15 protein-coding genes are annotated in these 19417 nt (G+C 59.2%); 9 read left to right on the top strand and 6 right to left on the bottom strand.

Going from position 1 to position 19417, the window contains the following annotated elements; translation table 11 throughout:
• Positions 1–43 precede the first annotated feature (43 nt).
• Positions 44–1564: a winged helix-turn-helix domain-containing protein gene (locus FIV05_RS03800; RefSeq protein WP_173013760.1), complete on the bottom strand. Its 1521-nt coding sequence runs from the start codon at positions 1562–1564 to the stop codon at positions 44–46.
• A gap of 140 nt (positions 1565–1704) precedes the next feature.
• Here FIV05_RS03800 and FIV05_RS03795 point away from each other — a divergent pair, with 140 nt between their 5' ends.
• Both FIV05_RS03795 and FIV05_RS03790 read left to right on the top strand, forming a co-directional pair.
• Complete coding sequence (locus tag FIV05_RS03795; RefSeq protein WP_152508718.1) at positions 1705–3243, top strand: pyridoxal-dependent decarboxylase; 1539 nt, start codon at positions 1705–1707, stop codon at positions 3241–3243.
• Positions 3244–3341: 98 nt separating this feature from the next.
• Complete coding sequence (locus FIV05_RS03790; RefSeq protein ID WP_152508717.1) at positions 3342–4751, top strand: amidase family protein; 1410 nt, start codon at positions 3342–3344, stop codon at positions 4749–4751.
• Between the two features lie 49 nt (positions 4752–4800).
• Here the strand turns inward: FIV05_RS03790 and FIV05_RS03785 are convergent, their stop codons facing one another.
• The 3 genes from FIV05_RS03785 to FIV05_RS03775 are packed head-to-tail and all read right to left on the bottom strand — an operon-like array spanning position 4801 to position 7501.
• Positions 4801–5802 carry an adenosine kinase gene (locus FIV05_RS03785; RefSeq protein ID WP_152508716.1) on the bottom strand — a complete coding sequence of 334 codons (1002 nt, stop codon included), beginning with the start codon at positions 5800–5802 and terminating at the stop codon, positions 4801–4803.
• A gap of 32 nt (positions 5803–5834) precedes the next feature.
• Positions 5835–6725: a prephenate dehydratase gene (locus FIV05_RS03780; protein ID WP_022999063.1), complete on the bottom strand. Its 891-nt coding sequence runs from the start codon at positions 6723–6725 to the stop codon at positions 5835–5837.
• 29 nt (positions 6726–6754) lie between these two features.
• Positions 6755–7501 (bottom strand): 3-deoxy-manno-octulosonate cytidylyltransferase, encoded by a 747-nt coding sequence (locus FIV05_RS03775; RefSeq protein WP_152508715.1) that lies wholly within the window; start codon positions 7499–7501, stop codon positions 6755–6757.
• Positions 7502–7686: 185 nt separating this feature from the next.
• Between FIV05_RS03775 and FIV05_RS03770 the strand changes: the two genes are divergently transcribed.
• The 7 genes from FIV05_RS03770 to FIV05_RS03740 all read left to right on the top strand — a co-directional run bounded on the left by FIV05_RS03770 (position 7687) and on the right by FIV05_RS03740 (position 17802).
• Positions 7687–8238: a cytochrome c family protein gene (locus tag FIV05_RS03770; protein ID WP_152508714.1), complete on the top strand. Its 552-nt coding sequence runs from the start codon at positions 7687–7689 to the stop codon at positions 8236–8238.
• A gap of 158 nt (positions 8239–8396) precedes the next feature.
• Positions 8397–9818, top strand: a complete 1422-nt coding sequence (locus FIV05_RS03765) for a diguanylate cyclase (RefSeq protein ID WP_209009849.1) — start codon at positions 8397–8399, stop codon at positions 9816–9818.
• A gap of 109 nt (positions 9819–9927) precedes the next feature.
• On the top strand, positions 9928–11808 hold the full coding sequence (locus tag FIV05_RS03760; protein WP_152508712.1) for an extracellular solute-binding protein: 1881 nt from the start codon (positions 9928–9930) through the stop codon (positions 11806–11808).
• Positions 11805–13700, top strand: coding sequence for an extracellular solute-binding protein (locus tag FIV05_RS03755; RefSeq protein WP_152508711.1), 1896 nt, complete (start codon positions 11805–11807; stop codon positions 13698–13700). The genes FIV05_RS03760 and FIV05_RS03755 overlap by 4 nt, the downstream gene beginning before the upstream one ends.
• A gap of 63 nt (positions 13701–13763) precedes the next feature.
• Positions 13764–14888: a microcin C ABC transporter permease YejB gene (locus FIV05_RS03750; RefSeq protein ID WP_152508710.1), complete on the top strand. Its 1125-nt coding sequence runs from the start codon at positions 13764–13766 to the stop codon at positions 14886–14888.
• 3 nt (positions 14889–14891) lie between these two features.
• Complete coding sequence (locus FIV05_RS03745) at positions 14892–16160, top strand: ABC transporter permease (protein ID WP_209009848.1); 1269 nt, start codon at positions 14892–14894, stop codon at positions 16158–16160.
• Between the two features lie 10 nt (positions 16161–16170).
• Positions 16171–17802, top strand: a complete 1632-nt coding sequence (locus tag FIV05_RS03740) for an ABC transporter ATP-binding protein (protein ID WP_152508709.1) — start codon at positions 16171–16173, stop codon at positions 17800–17802.
• A gap of 93 nt (positions 17803–17895) precedes the next feature.
• Here FIV05_RS03740 and FIV05_RS03735 read toward each other — a convergent pair whose 3' ends face one another.
• A complete protein-coding gene (locus tag FIV05_RS03735; protein ID WP_152508708.1) occupies positions 17896–18534 on the bottom strand; it encodes a hypothetical protein in 639 nt (212 codons plus the stop codon).
• 90 nt (positions 18535–18624) lie between these two features.
• Entirely contained in the window at positions 18625–19239 is a 615-nt protein-coding gene (locus FIV05_RS03730; protein ID WP_152508707.1) for a hypothetical protein, read from the bottom strand.
• Positions 19240–19417 lie beyond the last annotated feature (178 nt).

Here is a 19417-nt window from a genome sequence, read left to right as displayed (position 1 = left end):
GGCGGCGGCAAACATTGCGCTGCCGTCACCGGTCCGCATGCGGTTAAAAACCATGTGCTTCCAACGAAGCATCGATGCGGGCACGCCATTGCGGGTCTTTGAAGGGAAAAGCCTCCAGAAACATTTGCCTGGTCGCGTCGGCACGTCGGGACTGCACATCTTTCGCCCAACGCTCGGCCCGTTCGGTTTGTCCGGCCAGGGTTGCAAATGAAACGACGATCATGCTGACAAGGTAGTGGGCTCCTGGTGTCAGCGCACTGCGTTCGGCCATTTCGGCAGCCTCGGCAAGCCTGTGCTGATGCAGGAAACCCATGGCCTGCGTACCGAATGTTCCGTAGGCCAGCGGGTCAAGAGGGCTTAGGCGGTAGGAAAGACGGCCGCGCGAAATCGCCTCTTCCGCGTTTCCCGACAACCCCTGAAGAAAGCCGAGCGCATAGTGTCCTTGCGCGTAATTCGGGTTGAGGGACACGGCACGCTCGATGTGCACGATGCCGGTATCCAGCTCACCATCCAGCCAGAATGTCCGTCCCCAGACATAATTCGAAAACGGATCGAAGGAATCCGCTTCCATCGCTTTTGCCGCATGGGCCTTTGCCTGTGTGAGGGCCGCCTCTCGGTCGCGGTCGTAGTGTGCAAATGCGTCTTGGAACCGGGTGAACGACAGGCCAGCATGCGCACGGGCGAACTTGGGATCGAGTTCGACGGCCCTGCGGAAATGCGTTGCGGCTACCGCATTGGCATTCGCGTTGAAGCGGTACATCTGCTGCAGGCCGAGGTGATAGGACGACCAGGCGTCGAGCTGGTCCGTCCCCGTTTTCTGGGCGTGGGCAGCTTCGAGCGCATGAATTCTGAGATCAATTTCTGCAGTGATCGCGCTCGCGATGACAGCCCGCGCATGAAGGAGATCATCTTTCGCAAGCAGGTACCGTTCCGCCCAGACGACGGTGTTGCAGTCCGTGTCGAGCAACTGAACCGTTGCCGCAAAGTGCGTACCGTCTCTTTCAAGCTGACCGAACAGAAGGTAGCGGGCATCCAGGGCTGCGCCGACCGTCTCCGCCTTTGCCTCCGGCAGGGACCGAAAGCGAAATGTCGTGCCACGTGAAATGACGGTCAGCCAGCGCAAGCGCGATAGTTGCAGGATGAGTTCGTGCGGCAAGGCTTCGGCCAGAAGCTGAAGATCCGGATCTGGTTCGTAGGTCTGAAGTGGCAGGATGCCGATCGAGGGCGGGCTTCGCTCTGCGCGCGCAGGGCCTGCCTGCCCGAAAGTGACACTTCCCAGAAAGCGAAAACCTTTTCCATGAACGGTGCGCACCAGCCGTTGTTCGCGCCCAGCATCACCGATGGCGGCACGCACGGCGCTGATGCGGCTGTCGATTGCGGCGTCGGAGATGGGCCGACCATCCCAGATGCTTTCGACGATCTCGTCACGTGTCGTCAGCCGATCGCCGTTGGAGACCAGCAACAGAAGCAATTGGTAGACTTGCCGTTCCAGAGGCACAGCCGTGCCGTCGGATCTTCTCAGCTCAACCCGATCCGTATCCAGTTCGAAAGTGTCAAAACGCAATAGCATCCCTCGAGATTATCAAAAAATCGGGTGTTCTAAAGTTTTTCTGAAGGTCCTCTCCAAGCTTCCTGGCCCCGAAAGGCGGAAGGTCAAACGAGCAGCGCCGCCCGCGTTGAAAGGCGCAGGCATCAACTGGGCCGATGATCATCGCGGTCGAAATTCGCATTTCGTGCGTTCGTTCCAATCGAGAGAGAGCAGTAACGATAAACGAGGCAGGAGCCGTATCCCGCAAGGCCGAGGAAACGCTTGATCCCGATGATTGGGACCGGATGGAAGCCACGGCGCAAAAGGCGCTTGCGTATTCGCTCGCGCATATCCGCGACGTTCGCTCCAGACCACTCTGGCGACAGATGCCGCCCGAGGTGCGCACCAGATTTACCGGTGGTGTGCCCCATGCCCCCACGTCGCTCGACAACATCCTGGAGGAACTCAAGGAAGACCTGCTTCCCTACTCGATGGGAAACCTGCATCCGCGCTTCTGGATGTGGTTCATGGGATCGGGCAGCTTTACAGGCGCACTTGCGGACTTCATGGCTGCTATCGACGGATCTAATCTTGGTGGCGGCGACACGGCGGCTGCCCTCGTCGACAGACAGGTCGTCGGTTGGCTCAAACAGATGGTCGGGTTTCCCGAGGCTGCAAGCGGCACGATCGTCAGCGGTGGATCCATGGCGAACGTGATCGGCCTGACCATCGCCCGCAACCAGATGGCGGGCGTAGATGTTCGAAGCGAAGGGGTGGCGGCAATCCCCTCGCAGTTGCGCTTCTACGCATCCGATCAGGTCCACTCTTGCCACCAGAAGGCGCTTGAAGCCTTGGGGCTTGGCAACCAGGCGCTGGTTCGTGTCGCAACCGGACCTGATGGAAACATTGATCTATCAGCCCTGGAAAAAGCGATAGCCGGCGATCGTGCCAGCGGGAAGAAGCCTGCTTGCGTGATCGCGACTGCAGGCACCGTAAACACGGGCGCCATTGATGACCTGAACGCCATCGGTGCCTTGTGCAAACGCGAGGGGCTCTGGTTTCATGTCGACGGCTGCATCGGTGCCCTGATCGCGATTGCTCCGGAAAATCGCGGGCTTGTTGCCGGACTGGAGACAGCGGATTCATTGGCGCTCGATCCGCACAAATGGCTGCATGTTCCATTCACCGCGGGGTGCGCGCTGGTGCGCGATGCCCAGGCTCACCGAAAGGCCTTTACCCTGTCGCCGGAATACCTGGAGGAGAAACCTCGCGGGATCGCCGGTGCGCCGTTTCTGCACGATCTCAACATGGGCACATCCGCGGGATTTGCGGCACTGAAGATCTGGATGGCACTAAAGGAAAACGGCGTCGAAAAATTTGGTCGCCTGATCGATCAGAACATCTCTCAGGCCAAAGAGCTCTCGGCAAGGATCGAAAACGAACCGCGGCTGCGGCTCATGGCCCCGACCGTGATCAATATCGTGAATTTTCGGTACGACCCGGGCGGAATGGACGAAGCTTCGCTCAAAGCTCTGAACACGGAAATCATGCTTCGCCTTCAGGAGGAAGGCATTGCAGCGCTCTCGGATACCACTGTCAGGGGCCGTCACAGCCTTCGCGTCGCCATTTGCAACCACCGCACACGAAGCGATGACCTCGAGTTGCTTGTCAGGGAAATTTTGCACGTCGCAGAGGCGATTGAAGCTGCCGCCTAACCGGGTAGGCCAACTGGATTATTTTTTGAGAACAGCAAGTGACAAGGGCTGCAAACCCGCCATGATACGAAGGTTCCGATGCTTGGGGTGAAACCGACATGGATTTTTGGCGGCTGACAGTTGTTGAAGCGGTGGAGATGTTTCGCGGCCGCAGAATGTCTTGCCGAGACTATGTCGAGGCGTTGATTGAAAGATCGGAACGGTTCGTTGACCTGAATGCCTTCACCCAGTTTGCCCCGGATAATATACGCAGCGCCGCACGCAAGGCCGATGAGCACCAGGCAAACGGTGGACCTTTGGGGCCGCTGCATGGCATTCCCGTTGCCATCAAGGACTGCATCGACATTGCCGGCATGGCAACGACTGCTGCAACGCCAAGCCTGAAAGATCACGTGGTCAACAGGACCGCATCGGTGGTCACGAAACTGGAAAAAGCCGGGGCATTGGTCTTCGGCAAGACCAACATGTACGAGCTCGCCTTCGGCATCACCAGCAACAACGATCACACCGGCCCCGTTCGAAACCCGCACGATCCTTCTCGCTCAGCGGGGGGAAGCAGCAGTGGTTCTGCCGCTGCCGTAGCCGCGGGTCTGGTTCCGGCTGCTCTTGGCACGGACACGGCAGGCTCGGTGCGAATTCCGGCATCATTTTGCGGGGTTTTCGGCTTTCGCCCCACAAGTGATCGCTACAAGACTGACGGTGTCATGCCCTTGTTTCCAACGCGCGATGTGCCTGGCCCGTTGGCGCGATCTGCAGAAGATCTGCTGCTTCTGGATGCCGTTTTGTGTGGGCAGAGTGAGCGGCCTGCCATCGATCTTCGAAGCCTGCGGCTTGGCCTACCCGGAAGGTATTTCCTGTCCGGCCTGGAAAGTGGCGTCGCCCAGGCGTTTGAGGAAACCCTTGACCAGCTTGTCTCCTGGGGTGTCACGGTCGTTGAGGCAGAGATGCCGGAGGTTTCAAGCTGGCTTGGCGAATTGTCGGAGCCAATCCGTGCGTGGGAGCTGGAAAGAGCGCTGGAAGCGTATTTGTCGGCTTCTGGCGCTGCCGTCGATGTTCGGTCGCTCGTTGCCGGCATAGCCGGGCAATACGTTCGTGAGGAATTCGACGAGGCTTTGCGTGGTGCGGACGCCAAGGACCTGGCAGCACGATACGAGCATGTGATTTCCGTCTCGCTCCCTCGCTGTCGCAAGCACTACTGCGCGCATCTGGAGCAGTTCAAACTCGACGCGATCATTTTTCCAACGACACCGATTGCGGCAACGGCACTGGGTGAAGAAGGGCGTGTCGTCGTTGACGGCAAGGAAGTGTCTGTCTGGAAGACCATGCGCAACACGGTACCAGCGACATTCTTTGGCGCCCCAGGCGTGAGTGTGCCAATGGCACGAAGTGTTCGCGGCGTACCCGCAGGCCTGGAAATCGATGGGCTACCGGGGGCAGATCGAAAGGTGCTGGCAATCGCGGCGGCGATTGAAGCAATGCAATCGAAGGAACACGGCATGCGTCGGTAGCAATTGCCGGTTCCGAAAAGGGCGGCCCGAAGGCCGCCCCTGAAAAGGTTCAGATCTCGAAGCCGCTCTGGCCGGCGATGTTTTTCAAGGCCCGTTCCGGCCGGGCGCCGACGTGGCTGATGACGCTCGCGGCGCACAGGCAGCCAAGCTCGGTGGCTTCCGCGAGCTTGTAGTCGCGGGCAAGGCCGAACAGGAAGCCGGAGGCAAACAGGTCGCCGGCGCCTGTCAGGTCAACCACGTTGTCGACAGTCTGCGCAGGAACCTTGACGGTTTCCTCGCGGCTGATTGCCATCGCACCGTTCTCGCCGAGGGTCAGGGCGGTCAGGGCACCGGAGTCCCGGGCCGCATTTACTGCAGTGTCCAGATCCGATGTTTCGTAAAGGGCCTTCAGCTCATGCTCGTTGGCGAACATCAGGTCGACGACACCATCGGTCAGAAGGGCCTGAAATTCGCTGCGGTAGCGGTCGACACAGAACGAGTCGGACAGGGTGATCGCCACTTGACGCCCGTTTGCATGCGCGATTTCCGCAGCTTTCAGGAACGCCTTCTTGGCGTCTGCCGGGTCCCACAGATAGCCTTCCATGTAGGTGACGGCTGCGGCGGCAACGACTTCCTCGTCAACATCGGCGATGCCGAATTCGGTGCATGCACCCAGATAGGTGTTCATCGTGCGTTCGCCGTCCGGCGTGATCAGGATCATCGACCGGGCGGTCGGCTTGCCTTCCTTGAGGCGGGGCGTGTTGAAATAGACGCCGGTGCCGTTCATGTCGTGATAATAGCTATCGCCCAGTTCGTCCTCGGCAACCTTGCCGAAATAGGCAGGGCGTCCGCCGAGCGAGGCAATGCCAGCCGCCGTGTTGCCGGCGCTGCCGCCGGAAATGCGGACGGTCTGTCCCATCTTGTCGAACAGGCGTACTGCCTCGTCGGTGTCGATCAGGCGCATGGAGCCTTTGACGAGGTTTTCCTGAAGCAGGAAATCCTCTTCGACATGGGCGAAGACGTCGCAAATGGCATTGCCGATGCACAGGGCATCAAATCTTGTTTCAGTCATAGAGTTCCTCTGGTGGTGTCGGGTAGCCGCCGTTACGAGTAGGGATTGGGCCGGAGAGCACGGTTGGATTCCGGCTCCCTGATCTTGTCCCTGAACGGGCTTGCCCGGTAGACGCCGAGCATGTTCAGCTCGGCACAGAAGAAGGCCAGCTCCTCGAGCGCCAGGGCCACCTTCGGATCTTCCGGATGGCCTTCGACGTCCGCATAGAACATCGACGCGAAAAACTGCCCTTCAAGCTGATAGGATTCCAGCTTGGTCATGTTGACCCCGTTGGTGGCAAATCCTCCCAGGGCCTTGTAGAGCGCTGCCGGAACGTTGCGAACCCGGAAGATGAAGGTCGTGATGACCGGCTGGCCGTTGTGCGCGGCCTCCATCTTGTCGCGCGAGAGAATGACAAAGCGGGTCGTGTTGTGCGCCTCATCCTCCACATCCCGGCGCAGAATGTCCAGACCGTAGATTTCGGCGGCCATTTCCGGCGCCAGGGCGCCGACGCTCGGATCACCCAGCTCGGCGATCTGCCGGGCGGAGCCCGCGGTATCGCCGCCGACGACGGCCGTCAGGCCGAGCTCACGGATCACGTTCCGGCACTGACCAAGGGCATGCACATGGCTTTGCACCTTTTTCAGGTCTTCGATCTTTGCGCCCTTGACCGCCATGAGCTGAAACCGGATCGGCATGAAATATTCGCCGATGATGTGCAGGTCCGATTTGGGCAGCAGGTGATGAATGTCCGCGACACGGCCGGCAACGGAGTTCTCGATCGGGATCATGGCAAGGTCTGCCGACCCGTCGGCCATGGCCGAAAAGCAGTCTTCGAAGGTGGCGCAGGGGATGGCTTCGTAATCGGGATAAACGCTCCGGCAGGCCATGTGCGAATTGGCACCGGTTTCTCCCTGGAACACGATTCTTTTTCTGTCGGTCATATGTCTTTCCGCCTTTCGGCAGTCTTTCGTCAGTTTGTCTGATAGGCCGCCCGGGCTCGTTCCAGATCTTCGGGCGTGTTCACGTCCATCGGCGCGCTGTCGATGACGGAGGCATCAATCCGCATGCCCGCTTCCAGGGCCCGCAACTGTTCCAGCTTTTCACGCTGTTCCAGTGGCGAAGGCGGCAGCTGGACGAATTTTGCCAGGGCTGCCCTGCGGTAGGCATAGATGCCGATGTGGTGGTAGTACGGGCCGTCACCGTGCGGGGCGACGGCCCTGGTAAAGTAAAGCGCGCGATGATGGCCGTGGCCGTTGGGCGTAGTGACTGCCTTGACGAAATTCGGATCGTCCCGGAAGGCGGTATTGGTGAACTCGGTCATGATGGTGCCCAGGTCGACATCGGCAATGGCGAGCGGCGCAAAGGCCGCCCGGATGGCTTCCGGTGCGATCAGCGGCACATCGCCCTGCACGTTCAGGATGACATCGTGCTTTCCGTCCGGATCGATCAGTCCCGCTGCCTCGTGAATGCGATCGGATCCGGAGGCGTGATCGGCACGCGTCATGACCGCCTTGCCGCCGTGGTCCTGCACCGCGTCGAAAATGTCCTTGTCGTCACAGGCAACGGCTACCGGGCCGATATCCGCGTTGCGGGCCTGTTCCAGAACACGCACGATCATGGGTTTTCCGCAGATGTCGGCAAGCGGTTTGCGCGGCAGTCGGGTGGCAGCGAGGCGGGCCGGGATAATCACAAGAGCAGCGGTCAATCGGGTCTCCATGGGGCCGGACGGGCGGAAGAAATGCAAAAAAACACGTGCCGCGTCCGTTTGTCGTATCAGATGCCCTTTTAAAGCTATGGACAGCAAGGTCAAAAAATTTGTAGGTTCCGGCAAAATTCGAAAAGCTGATAGGGGTCGCAGCGACGCTGCGGGCCCGGACGCGTATGAGCTTGGAGCCGGAGAGAATGGATTCCTTCACGCTGAACAAGGCCGCTGGTGCGGTACTGATGGTTCTGATTCTGACTATGGGTGTCGGCATTGTCTCCGACATCATCTTCCATCCGACGATGCCGGGTAAACCGGGTTATGAGATCGTCGTGGCGTCTGCAGAGGATAGCACCTCGGAAGTCGGCGCGGTTCCGGAAGTGGTGCCGATCTCCGAGCGTCTGGTCGAAGCATCTGCTGAAGACGGCGCGAAGGTGGCCAAGAAATGCGCCGCCTGCCACGACTTCACGCAGGGTGGCGCCAACAAGGTTGGCCCGGCACTTTGGGATGTTATCGGCCGCAAGCCAGGTGGACACGAAGGCTTCGGCTATTCTTCCGCGATGGTCGCATTCGGTGAAGAAAATCCGGAGTGGACCTATGAAGAACTGGATCACTTCCTGGAGTCCCCGAAGAACTTCATCTCCGGCACCACGATGGGTTTTGCCGGACTGCGTAAACCGGAAGACCGCGCAGACATGATTGCCTACCTTCGTGAACAGGCCGATTCGCCTGCGCCGCTGCCGACCGAGTAAAACCTCTTCGACATCGCGAACGTGACTAGAGTTGTAGAGAAGCCGGGTTAACTACCCGGCTTTTTTATTTGATTTATATGAAAAATTAACAAATCTTACGTTACGTATTGTTGTCGAATAGTGGGCTAAGGTCGGACAAGGACCCTATGGGCATCAACTTGACGAGGAATGTATTTTCTAAGTCGAATGGAACGTGGATCGCTTCCATCGTTGCTGCCGTCTGTTTTCTCGCTGGCATCGCCGTCACTGCGCACGTCGGTCAACTGGTCCGCAATGAAATTGTTTCCCAGCACAAACGTCAGGCCGTCGCCTCGCTCTCCGAGGCACGGGCGCGCCTTGAAGGCGAAATCAACCGGACTGTGGCCCACGGACTCGGGATCCGAGCCTATGTGTCCCAGTTCGTCGAACAGCCATTCGAAATGGAGGACTACCGGGAAATCGCGGTCGAACTGATCGAGGAAAATCCGTCCATCCGCTCTATCGGCCTGGCACCCAACAACATTCTTCGCGCGGTGTTTCCGCTGGAGCCCAACCAGGCGGCGCTCGGTCTGAACTACCGCATGAACACGGCGCAGTGGCCCGCAATCCAGCAGGCGATGGTGACGCGTGACGTCGTGATTGCAGGCCCTCTTGAACTTGTGCAGGGGGGCAGGGCCCTCCTGATCCGAATTCCCATCTTTCCAGCCAGCTTCCTTGGGCAACCGCTCAAGGAGCGCAGTTACTGGGGTGTCGCCACCCTGGTGCTGGACGAAGAGGGCATGATGAAGACTGCCGGCATCACGGATGTCATCAACGGCATCCGCATCGGTCTTGTGAACCGGAGCGCGGTTGCTTCCAACAACATGATTTTCGGCAGCCAGTCTCTCCTTGAAAAGGATCATGTGTCCCTGCCTCTGCATCTTCCGGGCGGTCTGAACTGGGAGCTTGTCGGTCTTCCGGAGGCCGGCTGGTCGAGCACGGGCAACCAGGTCTGGATCACGCAACTCGTCGGCAGTCTGATCTCGCTCGTCTTTGGCGCCATGGCATTTCTGTTGATCAGCGAGGTCTACAAGGTTCGCTCCATGGCGCTGCATGACCCTCTGACAGGACTGGCGAACCGGCGCCTGCTGGAAGACCGCATGCACCAGCTTGCCGCCATGTGCGAGCGCAGTGGCGCGGGCTTCGAGATTTTTTACGTCGATCTGGATGCCTTCAAGCCGGTCAACGACAACTATGGGCACGCAGTTGGCGATCAGCTTCTGATCGAGGTCGGGCAGCGGCTGCAGAACCAGATCCGGCAGACGGATACCGTCGCCAGGGTCGGCGGCGACGAGTTCATCGTGCTGACGCCGGGCAACATGCGGCGCCAGGAAAGGGACACCTTTCTCACGCGCCTCGATGAACGTGTGACCCAGGCATTCCAGTATTCGGGTGCCCGCATCGATGTGAAAGCCAGTATTGGCTCGGCAAGTTATCCAGGTGATGCCGCCACAGTGGAGGATTTACTTAGGGTTGCCGACGGAAGAATGTACGCGCAAAAGGCAAAGTCCAAGAGAAATTCACAGGATATTCCCGGAAACGGCCTCCCCCAGGCAGGTTAAATTTCTGTCATCTCGACAGCCAGCAGGTGACGCAGGGCCAACACGTCCCTACACTGATTCTCTAAACCCGTGATTTGGGTTCAGGAACCGGAAGGGGACGGAGAAGCCGATGGTGTTCAAATGGCATGTAGGGAAGCGGGCCGCAGCTGGGCTTGCACTGGCAAGTGTGGTGGTGATGTCGGGGATCGGATCCGTACCGGCTTTCGCGGCTGAACCGGAATGGCATCACGCGGCCGCCCTCAATGGAACACCCAAGTACGGCGCCGATGCCAGGCATTTCGATTACGTCAATCCCGATGCCCCCAAGGGCGGCACGGTTCGGCTAGCTGCCAGCGGCGGGTTCGATACGTTCAACATTCTGGCGCAGAAGGGCAATATCGCCCCCGGCATCCTGAATATCTACGAAAGCCTGATGGAGCCCTCTCTGGATGAAGAGGATATCAGTGCCCAATACGGTGTCTTGGCCGAAGCGGTTCGCTTTCCCGACGACTATTCCTGGGTCGAATATAGGCTCAACCCGGATGCAAAGTGGCATGACGGCGAGCCGGTAACCGCCGAAGATGTCATCTGGTCGTTTGAAAAGTCCATCGAGTTGGACCCGCAGCGCAAGTACTACTTCCAGAATGTCCAGAAGTCCGAGATTGTCGGCGATGGCACCGTGCGCTTCACCTTTGATGTCAGCGGAAACCGCGAGCTTCCCAAGATCATGGGCCAGCTGACCGTCCTGCCCAAACACTGGTGGGAAGGCACGAACAGCAAGGGAGAGCAGCGTGACATCTCCCGCACCACTCTGGAGCCGCCACTCGGTTCCGGTGCCTACAAGATGAAAGAGTTCTCGCCCAACCGTCAGGTGATCTACGAGCGCGTGCCGGACTATTGGGGAAAGGACCTGCCGATCCGCGTCGGCACCGATAATTTCGAGGAGATCCGTTACATCTCCTTCCTCGATGATTCCGTGCAGTTCGAAGCCTTCAAGGGTGACCAGTACGACTTCCATACCGAGCGCAGCTCGAGCCAGTGGGCCAAGCGCTACGACTTCCCAGCCATCAAGGATGGCCGGGTGGTGAAGGAAATCTTCCCGGACAAGTCCAGGGGTGTCATGCAGGGGTTCTTCCTGAACCAGCGCCGTGAGAAATTCCAGAACCCTGATGTCCGTCAGGCATTGAACTATGCCTACGATTTCGAAACCACCAACGAGATCGTTTCCGCCAACCTTCTCAAGAGGGTCAATTCCTATTTCGCCGGTACGGAGCTGGCATCCAGCGGTCTGCCGCAGGGCAAGGAGCTGGAGATCCTGGAGGAAGTGCGGGACATGGTGCCGCCCGAAGTCTTCACGGAAGAATTCAAGAACCCGGTTGGCGGCAATCCGCAGAACGTGCGCGCCAACCTGCGTGAAGCCGTCAAGTTGCTGCGCAAGGCCGGCTATGAGCTGAAAGACCGGAAGATGGTCGATCCGAAAACCGGCGAACAGCTCAGCATCGAATTCCTCTACCGTGACAAGGCCAGCGAACGCACCCTTCTGCCGTATTCGCAGAACCTGGAAGCCATCGGCATCAAGCCGATCCTGCGTCTGGTCGATACCTCGCAGTTCGTCAATCGCGTCCGCAGCCGTGATTTCGACACCGTGGTCCTGGCGATCGGACAGTCCCTGTCGCCCGGAAACGAGCAGCGGGAGTACTGGGGGTCTGAATCTGCTGATAACGAAAGTTCGGCCAACTATGCCGGCATCAAGAACCCCGCGATCGACAAGCTGATCGACAAGGTCATCTTTGCCGAAGACCGGGAAACGCTGGTGGCGGCCACCCGCGCGCTCGATCGCGTGTTGCTGTGGAACCATTACGTTGTACCGCAGTTCTACTCCGACGAAACTCGCACGGCACGCTGGAACCGCTTCGGCCATCCGCAACAGATGCCGGAATACAGCACCGGGTTCCCGACCATCTGGTGGTACGACGAGGCCCTGGCCGCCAAGACGGGAACTGCGAGATGAGTGGGGCCCTGACGACTTCCCGGCGCCGTTTCCTGCAAATGAGCAGCGCCGCGGCGTTTGCGTCGGCAGCGCCCTGGCCGGTGTCCACGGCCTTCGCGTCACAGACCGCATATCCGGATGGCCCCGTACACGGCTTGTCCGTATTCGGCGATCTGAAATACGGACCGGACTTCACCCAGTTCGACTATGTCAACAGGCTGGCTCCGAAAGGCGGAACGTTCTCGTTTCAGGCGCCTTACTGGTACTTCAACCAGAATGTCCTGACCTACAACACCTTCAATGCCTTCATCCTGAAAGGCGATGCCCCGCCCCGCATGGAGCTGTGTTTCGACACCTTGATGGTGCGCGCTTACGATGAGCCGGACGCGGTCTATGGCCTGCTGGCGGAAACGGTCAAGGTATCGGAGGACGGCAATGTTTTCACGTTCAGTCTGAGGCCTGAAGCCAGATTTCACGACGGCTCCAAACTGACTGCAGAGGACGTCGCCTTTTCGCTTCTGCTTCTGAAGGCCGACGGTCACCCCATGCTCAGCCAGCCGTTGTCGTCACTGAAGGACGCGGTCATTCTGGACGATCACAAGGTCGCGCTGCAGTTCGACGGTTCGCAGTCGCGCAACCTGCCGCTCGTCGTTGCGGCCGATTATCCGATCTTCTCCAAGCGCTATTACACCGCCTACGATTTCAAGCAATCGACCCTGACACCGCCCCTGTCCTCCGGTCCCTACAAGGTCGGAAAACATGCCGTCGGTCACTATGTCGAATACCACCAGGTCGAAAACTACTGGGCAAAGGATCTGCCGGTCAGGGTCGGGCACTGCAATTTCGCGGTTATACGGGTGGAGTTCTACCGTGAACGCCAGACGGCATTCGAAGCCTTCAAGAAGGGCAAGACCTTCTACCGTGAGGAATTCACGTCCAAGAACTGGGCAACGGAGTACAATTTTCCGGCTGTGGAAGAAGGCAAGGTCATCCGCCGCGAGTTTCCCGATGGCCGGCCGTCAGGGGCGCAGGGCTGGTTCATCAACACCCGGCTCGACAAGTTCAAGGACCCGCGCGTGCGCGAGGCTCTTGGATACGCCTTTGATTTCGAATGGTCGAACCAGAACCTGTTCTACGGGCTTTATACGAGAACCCAGTCCTTCTTCGAAAACTCCGACATGAAGGCGGAGGGGATGCCCACGGCCGCGGAACTTGCGTTGCTGGAGCCCTTCCGGGACCAGTTGCCGGAGGCTGTCTTCGGCGAAGCGGTGATGCAGCCCGTCAGCGATGGATCCGGCAATGACCGCAAGCTGCTGAAACGGGCGAGCGAACTTCTGGCCGAAGCCGGGTTTACCCGGACGGGGACCGACCTGATCGGCCCGGACGGAAATCAGCTGACGATCGAGTTCCTGAACAACACCGCCGCTTACGAACGGATCGTCAATCCGATGATCAAGAACCTGGAACGGCTCGGCATCAAGGCGAGCCTGCGGATCGTCGATCCGGCGCAATATGAGGCCAGGCTCAACGACTACGACTTTGATATCGCCAGCCGCAGGCTCAGCCTTTCGCCGACACTGTCGGATACCATTCGCGAGATGTGGGGCTCCAAGGCGGCGACAATTCCGGGCACCTACAACACATCCGGCATATCCAGCCCGGTTGTCGATGCACTGATCGACAAGGCCATCGCGGCGACAACGCGCGATGAGATGACCAACGCGGCGCGGGCCCTCGACCGCGTGTTACGGGCCGGTCATTACTGGATTCCGCAATGGTTCAAGAACGTCCACACTGTTGCCATGTGGGATGTCTACGGCTTTCCCGAAGAAACTCCGCGCTACTTCTTCCCGGTGGAAGAACTGTGGTGGATAGACAAGGAAAAGGCGGAAAAACTCGGTAAAGCCGGGTAATATTTCCAGCGAAACCTCGGGCCCGCTCCAGAAGGCCAAGACAAAAGGGACTGCACACACTCCATGGGCGCCTACATCCTTCGCCGCTTGCTGCTGATGATACCGACGCTGGTCGGGATCATGGCAATCAACTTCGTCATCATCCAGTTTGCGCCAGGTGGTCCGGTCGAGCGTGTCATCGCCCAGTTGCAGGGAACGGACGTTTCGGCGACATCACGCATCAGCGGCGGTGGCAGCGACATGCTGGGGGGCGGCAACGACACCTCTGGAGGCAGTGGCGGCGCAACTGCAGATTCGGTCAGTTCGAAATATCGCGGTGCCCAGGGGCTCGACCCGGAATTCATCAAGGAACTGGAAGCGCAGTTCGGTTTCGACAAGCCGCCGCTGGAACGCTTCCTGAAGATGCTGGGCGACTATGCCCGCTTCGATTTCGGGGAAAGCTATTTCCGCGACATCAAGATCATCGATCTGATTGCCGAGAAACTGCCGGTTTCGATCTCTCTCGGCCTCTGGATGACGCTGATATCCTATGCGGTGTCGATACCGCTCGGGATCCGCAAGGCCGTTTCGGATGGTTCGCGGTTCGACGTCTGGACCTCCGGTGTCATCGTCGTGGCTTACGCCATACCGGGCTTTCTCTTTGCGGTTCTCTTGATCGTGCTTTTCGCCGGTGGCTCCTTCTGGGATATCTTTCCCTTGCGGGGACTGGTGTCTGACAATTGGGAACAGCTCTCGTGGCCTGCCCGGATCGCCGACTATTTCTGGCACCTTGCCCTGCCTCTGACGGCCATGGCCCTGTCCGCCTTTGCCACCACCACCTTGCTGACCAAGAACTCGTTCCTGGATGAAATCCGCAAGCAATATGTGATCACCGCAAGGGCGAAGGGGTTGACGGAAAGCCAGGTGCTATACGGCCATGTGTTCCGCAACGCCATGCTGATCGTGGTGGCCGGTTTCCCGGGGGCCTTCATCTCGTCCTTCTTTGCCGGCTCGCTCCTCATCGAGACGATCTTCTCGCTCGATGGCCTGGGATTGCTCAGTTTTGAATCGGTGATCAATCGCGACTACGCGGTGGTCTTTGCAACCCTCTACATCTTCTCGCTCATGGGACTTCTGGTGAACCTCATTTCCGACCTGACCTACACCTGGATCGATCCCCGGATCGACTTCGAAAGCAGGGAGGTCTGATCGATGGCGACCGATTCAGACAGTGATGCAGGAAGTGCAAACTACGATTCCGGCAGTGGCGGACATGAGGCTGGCGGATATGAAGCCGAAAGCCGCGAGCGGTCCAGGGCGGCCTACTTCGAGGCCGCTATAACGGGTGATCGCGAAGCGTTTGTCGTCCCGGCACAGGGGACCAAGGCACGCCTTTCGCCGATAAACCAGCGGCGGCTGGCGAACTTCAAGGCCAACAGGCGCGGATACTGGTCGCTCTGGATCTTCCTGGTGCTGTTCGTCATGGCCATGCTGGCCGAATTCCTGACCAACGACCGGCCGATCCTTGTTTCCTACAACGGCGAATTGCTGGCGCCGGTCTTCGTCGATTACCCAGAAGAAAAGTTCGGCGGCTTCCTGGCGGTTACCGACTACCGCGATCCGTTCATCCAGGAAGAGATCAGCGCCAACGGCTGGATGCTGTGGCCGCCGGTGCGTTATTCCTACCGATCGGTCAACAATGATATTCCGGTCCCGGCACCCGCACCTCCCTCCTGGACGATGGACAAGGAAAAGCGTTGCTCGCGCTATCCGCTTGGTGCGGAAGATCCCAATTGCGTCATGGGCAACTGGAACTGGCTCGGTACGGACGACCAGGGCCGGGATGTGCTTGCGCGTCTCGTCTACGGCTTCCGGATTTCCGTTCTGTTCGGTCTGGCGCTGACGCTGGCATCCTCCGTCATCGGCATCGCGGCAGGGGCCGTGCAGGGCTATTATGGCGGCTGGACCGATCTCCTGTTCCAGCGTTTCATCGAGATCTGGACGGCGGTGCCAACGCTTTACCTCATCCTGATCGTGTCGTCGTTTCTGGTGCCCGGCTTCTGGACCCTTTTCACCATCCTGCTGGCATTTTCCTGGGTGGCGCTTGTGGGTGTCGTGCGCGCGGAATTCCTGCGCGGCCGGAACCTGGAATACATATCCGCAGCCCGGGCACTCGGCGTTTCCAATCCGGTGATCATGTGGCGGCACCTGCTTCCCAACGCCATGGTGGCGACGCTCACCTTCATGCCGTTCATTCTCAACGGCTCGATTTCCACCCTGACGGCGCTGGATTTCCTCGGCTTCGGCCTGCCGCCAGGGTCGGCATCACTTGGCGAACTGCTGGCGCAGGGCAAGAACAACCTTCAGGCGCCCTGGCTCGGGATCACCGGCTTCATGGTCATTTCACTGATGTTGAGCCTGCTGATCTTTATCGGCGAGGCGGTGCGTGATGCGTTCGACCCGCGCAAGAGCCTGGGGTGAGGAAAACAAGATGACAAAAGAAACGCTCCTCTCCGTCGAAGACCTGTCCGTTGCCTTTTCCCAAGGCGGCAGCAAGAACCTTGCCGTCGACCGGATCACCTTCGACATCAAGAAGGGTGAGACCGTCGCACTGGTGGGGGAAAGCGGCTCGGGTAAGTCCGTAACCGCTCAGTCGGTCCTGCGGCTTCTGCCGTACCCTGCAGCTTCGCATCCCTCCGGCAGGATCCTGATGAACGGTCAGGATCTTCTGGCGGTCGAGGAAGCCGAACTGCGCAAGGTGCGCGGCAACGGCATTTCGATGATTTTCCAGGAACCGATGACCTCGCTCAATCCGCTGCACTCGGTGGAAAAGCAGGTTTCGGAAATTCTGAAGATCCACCGGGGCATGAGCGATACAAAGGCGCGTGAGCGCGTGCTGGAACTGCTCAACCAGGTGGGCATCCGCGATCCTGAAAAACGTCTCAACTCCTATCCGCACCAGCTTTCCGGCGGCCAGCGCCAGCGCGTGATGATTGCCATGTCGCTGGCCAACGAACCGGATCTGCTGATTGCCGACGAACCGACCACGGCGCTCGACGTCACGGTTCAGGCGCAGATCCTGGAGTTGCTGAAGGACCTTCAGCGCCGCCACGGCATGGCGATGCTGTTCATTACCCACGACCTCGGGATCGTGCGCAAGTTCGCCGACCGGGTCTGCGTGATGACCAAGGGCAAGATCGTCGAGCAGGGACCGGTCGCCGATATCTTCGACCGGCCGCAGCACGCCTACACCAAGCACCTTCTCACCGCGGAGCCCAAGGGCGAACCACCGGCGACGGACAAGAGCAAGCCGATTGTCGTTCAGGCCGACGATCTGAAGGTGTGGTTCCCGATCAAGCGAGGCTTCCTGCGCAAGACCGTCGACCACATCAAGGCGGTGGACGGGATAGATGTGGAAGTGCGGCAGGGCCAGACACTCGGGATCGTCGGCGAAAGCGGATCGGGCAAGACAACTCTCGGTCTTGCGATCCTGCGCATGATTTCCTCCACCGGGCGGATTGCCTTCAACGGTGCCGAAATCCAGAAGAATTCCTGGAAGGAAATGCGCCCGCTGCGCCGGGACATGCAGATCGTGTTTCAGGATCCCTTCGGTGCGCTGAGCCCGCGCATGTCGGTGGCTGAAATCGTCGGTGAAGGCCTGCAGGTGCATTTCCCCGGTATTTCAGCCGATGAGCGCGACCGCAAGGTCGCCAAGGCCCTGGAGGAAGTCGGGCTCGATGCGTCCACCCGGCATCGCTATCCGCATGAATTCTCAGGCGGCCAGCGTCAGCGCATCTCCATCGCACGGGCCATGGTTCTTGAGCCGAAGTTTGTCATGCTGGACGAGCCGACTTCAGCCCTCGACATGAGTGTCCAAGCCCAGGTGGTCGATCTGTTGCGAGATCTGCAGAAGGCGCACGGTCTCGCCTATCTGTTCATTTCCCACGACCTGAAGGTCGTCCGTGCCCTGGCCAACGAGGTTATCGTCATGCGGCAGGGCAAGGTGGTGGAACAGGGCGCTTCCGAACAGATCTTCGATGCGCCCCGGACCGATTACACCAAGGCCCTGATGGCTGCCGCCTTCCGCCTGGAAGCAGCACCGGAAGGTGTGGTGAGCGCCTAATCCTGACGGACCGGTCAGCGCACATGCGCTGCCTTGTCCAAAGGTGTGCCGTCTGCCGGTCTTAAAGGACGGAAAGTGCACTCGCTTGAGCCGTTATCCTTCAGTAGCGGCGCGGGCGTCCGTACAGCGCGGCAGGCCACCATCGACGCCGTTCTTGCCGTCAGCCATCTGTTCCTCAAGATCGACATCGCGCAGCAGTGGTATGTAGCCGCCCAGCTCATCCGCTTTCAGATAGGTGCTGACCAGGATACGCGCTGGCCGGTGCTCGAAAGCCAGGCAGCCGTCGACGCCGACTTCCATATTGCCTTCGATCTTGTCCCGTTCAGCCTTGTCCATTGTCAGAAGGTACGTCTGAAAGGCCTTGAAGGCGGGGATCCTGTCGTCCGGTAGCCGGTAGATCGCAATCCGCCGGCCTTCCTGCAGTTCGGCGCTCAGCTCCGCCCGCTCGGCCTTGGACGATACGCGGACGAAAGCAAGTTTCTCCTCCATAACCAGTTTGCCGGTCTTCTTGTCCTTCACCGTCAGCATCATGCGTGCTCCGCCTTTCGGGATGCGGATGCTGGCCGGATATCTGACGGCAACCCGCAAGCCTGCCGGGTTGGTTTTCAGAATATCGAAGTTTGCCAGTTTGACCATGGTGGCAACTGGAACATGACTGCAGGCAGTCAGCAGAAACAGGGGCAGGCAAAGCATAACCGCAAGCAGCGAGCGGCTTGAAAAAGGGGTCGACATGGGAAGTGCGTTTCGATCCGAAGACAGGGAAGGGTGATTGTCCATCGCAGGGGCGGGCAAGGTCTGAGGTGACCTTGCCCGGTTCACCGGTCATGAACAGGGCGGGATCGTGTTATCGAGGTCCTTGCGGCTTGAAGCCTGCGTGTTCCGCAGGTCGAAATTCTCCGCCAGAGCCACGAAGGTCTCCAGTTCCGATGTCTTGAGATAAGTCGAAATCAGCATCTCGCCGGTATCGGCAGCATCGAGTTTGCAGCCGGTGACGTCGATCGACAGGGATCCGCCAATCGTTTGCTGACGAGACTGGGGCATGGCCAGATACTTGGCCTGCAGTGCCCGCAGTTCAGCCACCTGTTTTGCCGGGATCCGGTACACAGTCACCACGTTTTCCGGTGCCTCTGCACGCACTTCAGCTGCCTGTTCGCCGGTTGTGGTCCTTTGCAGCTCGATCCGCTTTTCCTGGACAACGCGCCCGGTTTCCTTGTCGGACAGGACAACATGAACCTTTGCGGCTCCATCCGGAACCTTCATTCTGTCGGGGTGACGGACCGCGAGCCGGAAGAGGTCAGGGTCGGTTGTGGCGGGATTGAACCCGTCGAGTGGGTCCGCAAAGGACGATGCGGTGCCAATGGCCATCAGAAAAAGAGCAATAAGAAGGGTTCTCGCGCGTACCCGAAGGTCTGCGCCGCAAGACGACAAAACAGACATGTGGAGTGGCTCCAATTTAAGTTGCAGCGATTAATTATCGTAAAGCAATAATAAATGAAAGCAGAAAATATATTCCTCGCACACGGCATCAGGCCTTTGGCCGGTCGTAGCCAAAGGGGAAATTGGGAATTCCAGCTGAAAACCTTGTGTTTTGAATGTCCTGCAGTCGGTGACCGGC

The organism is Labrenzia sp. THAF191a, assembly GCF_009363335.1.
In the GTDB taxonomy this organism is placed as follows: domain Bacteria; phylum Pseudomonadota; class Alphaproteobacteria; order Rhizobiales; family Stappiaceae; genus Roseibium; species Roseibium algicola.
This window is presented reverse-complemented; position numbering and strand designations above follow the sequence as displayed.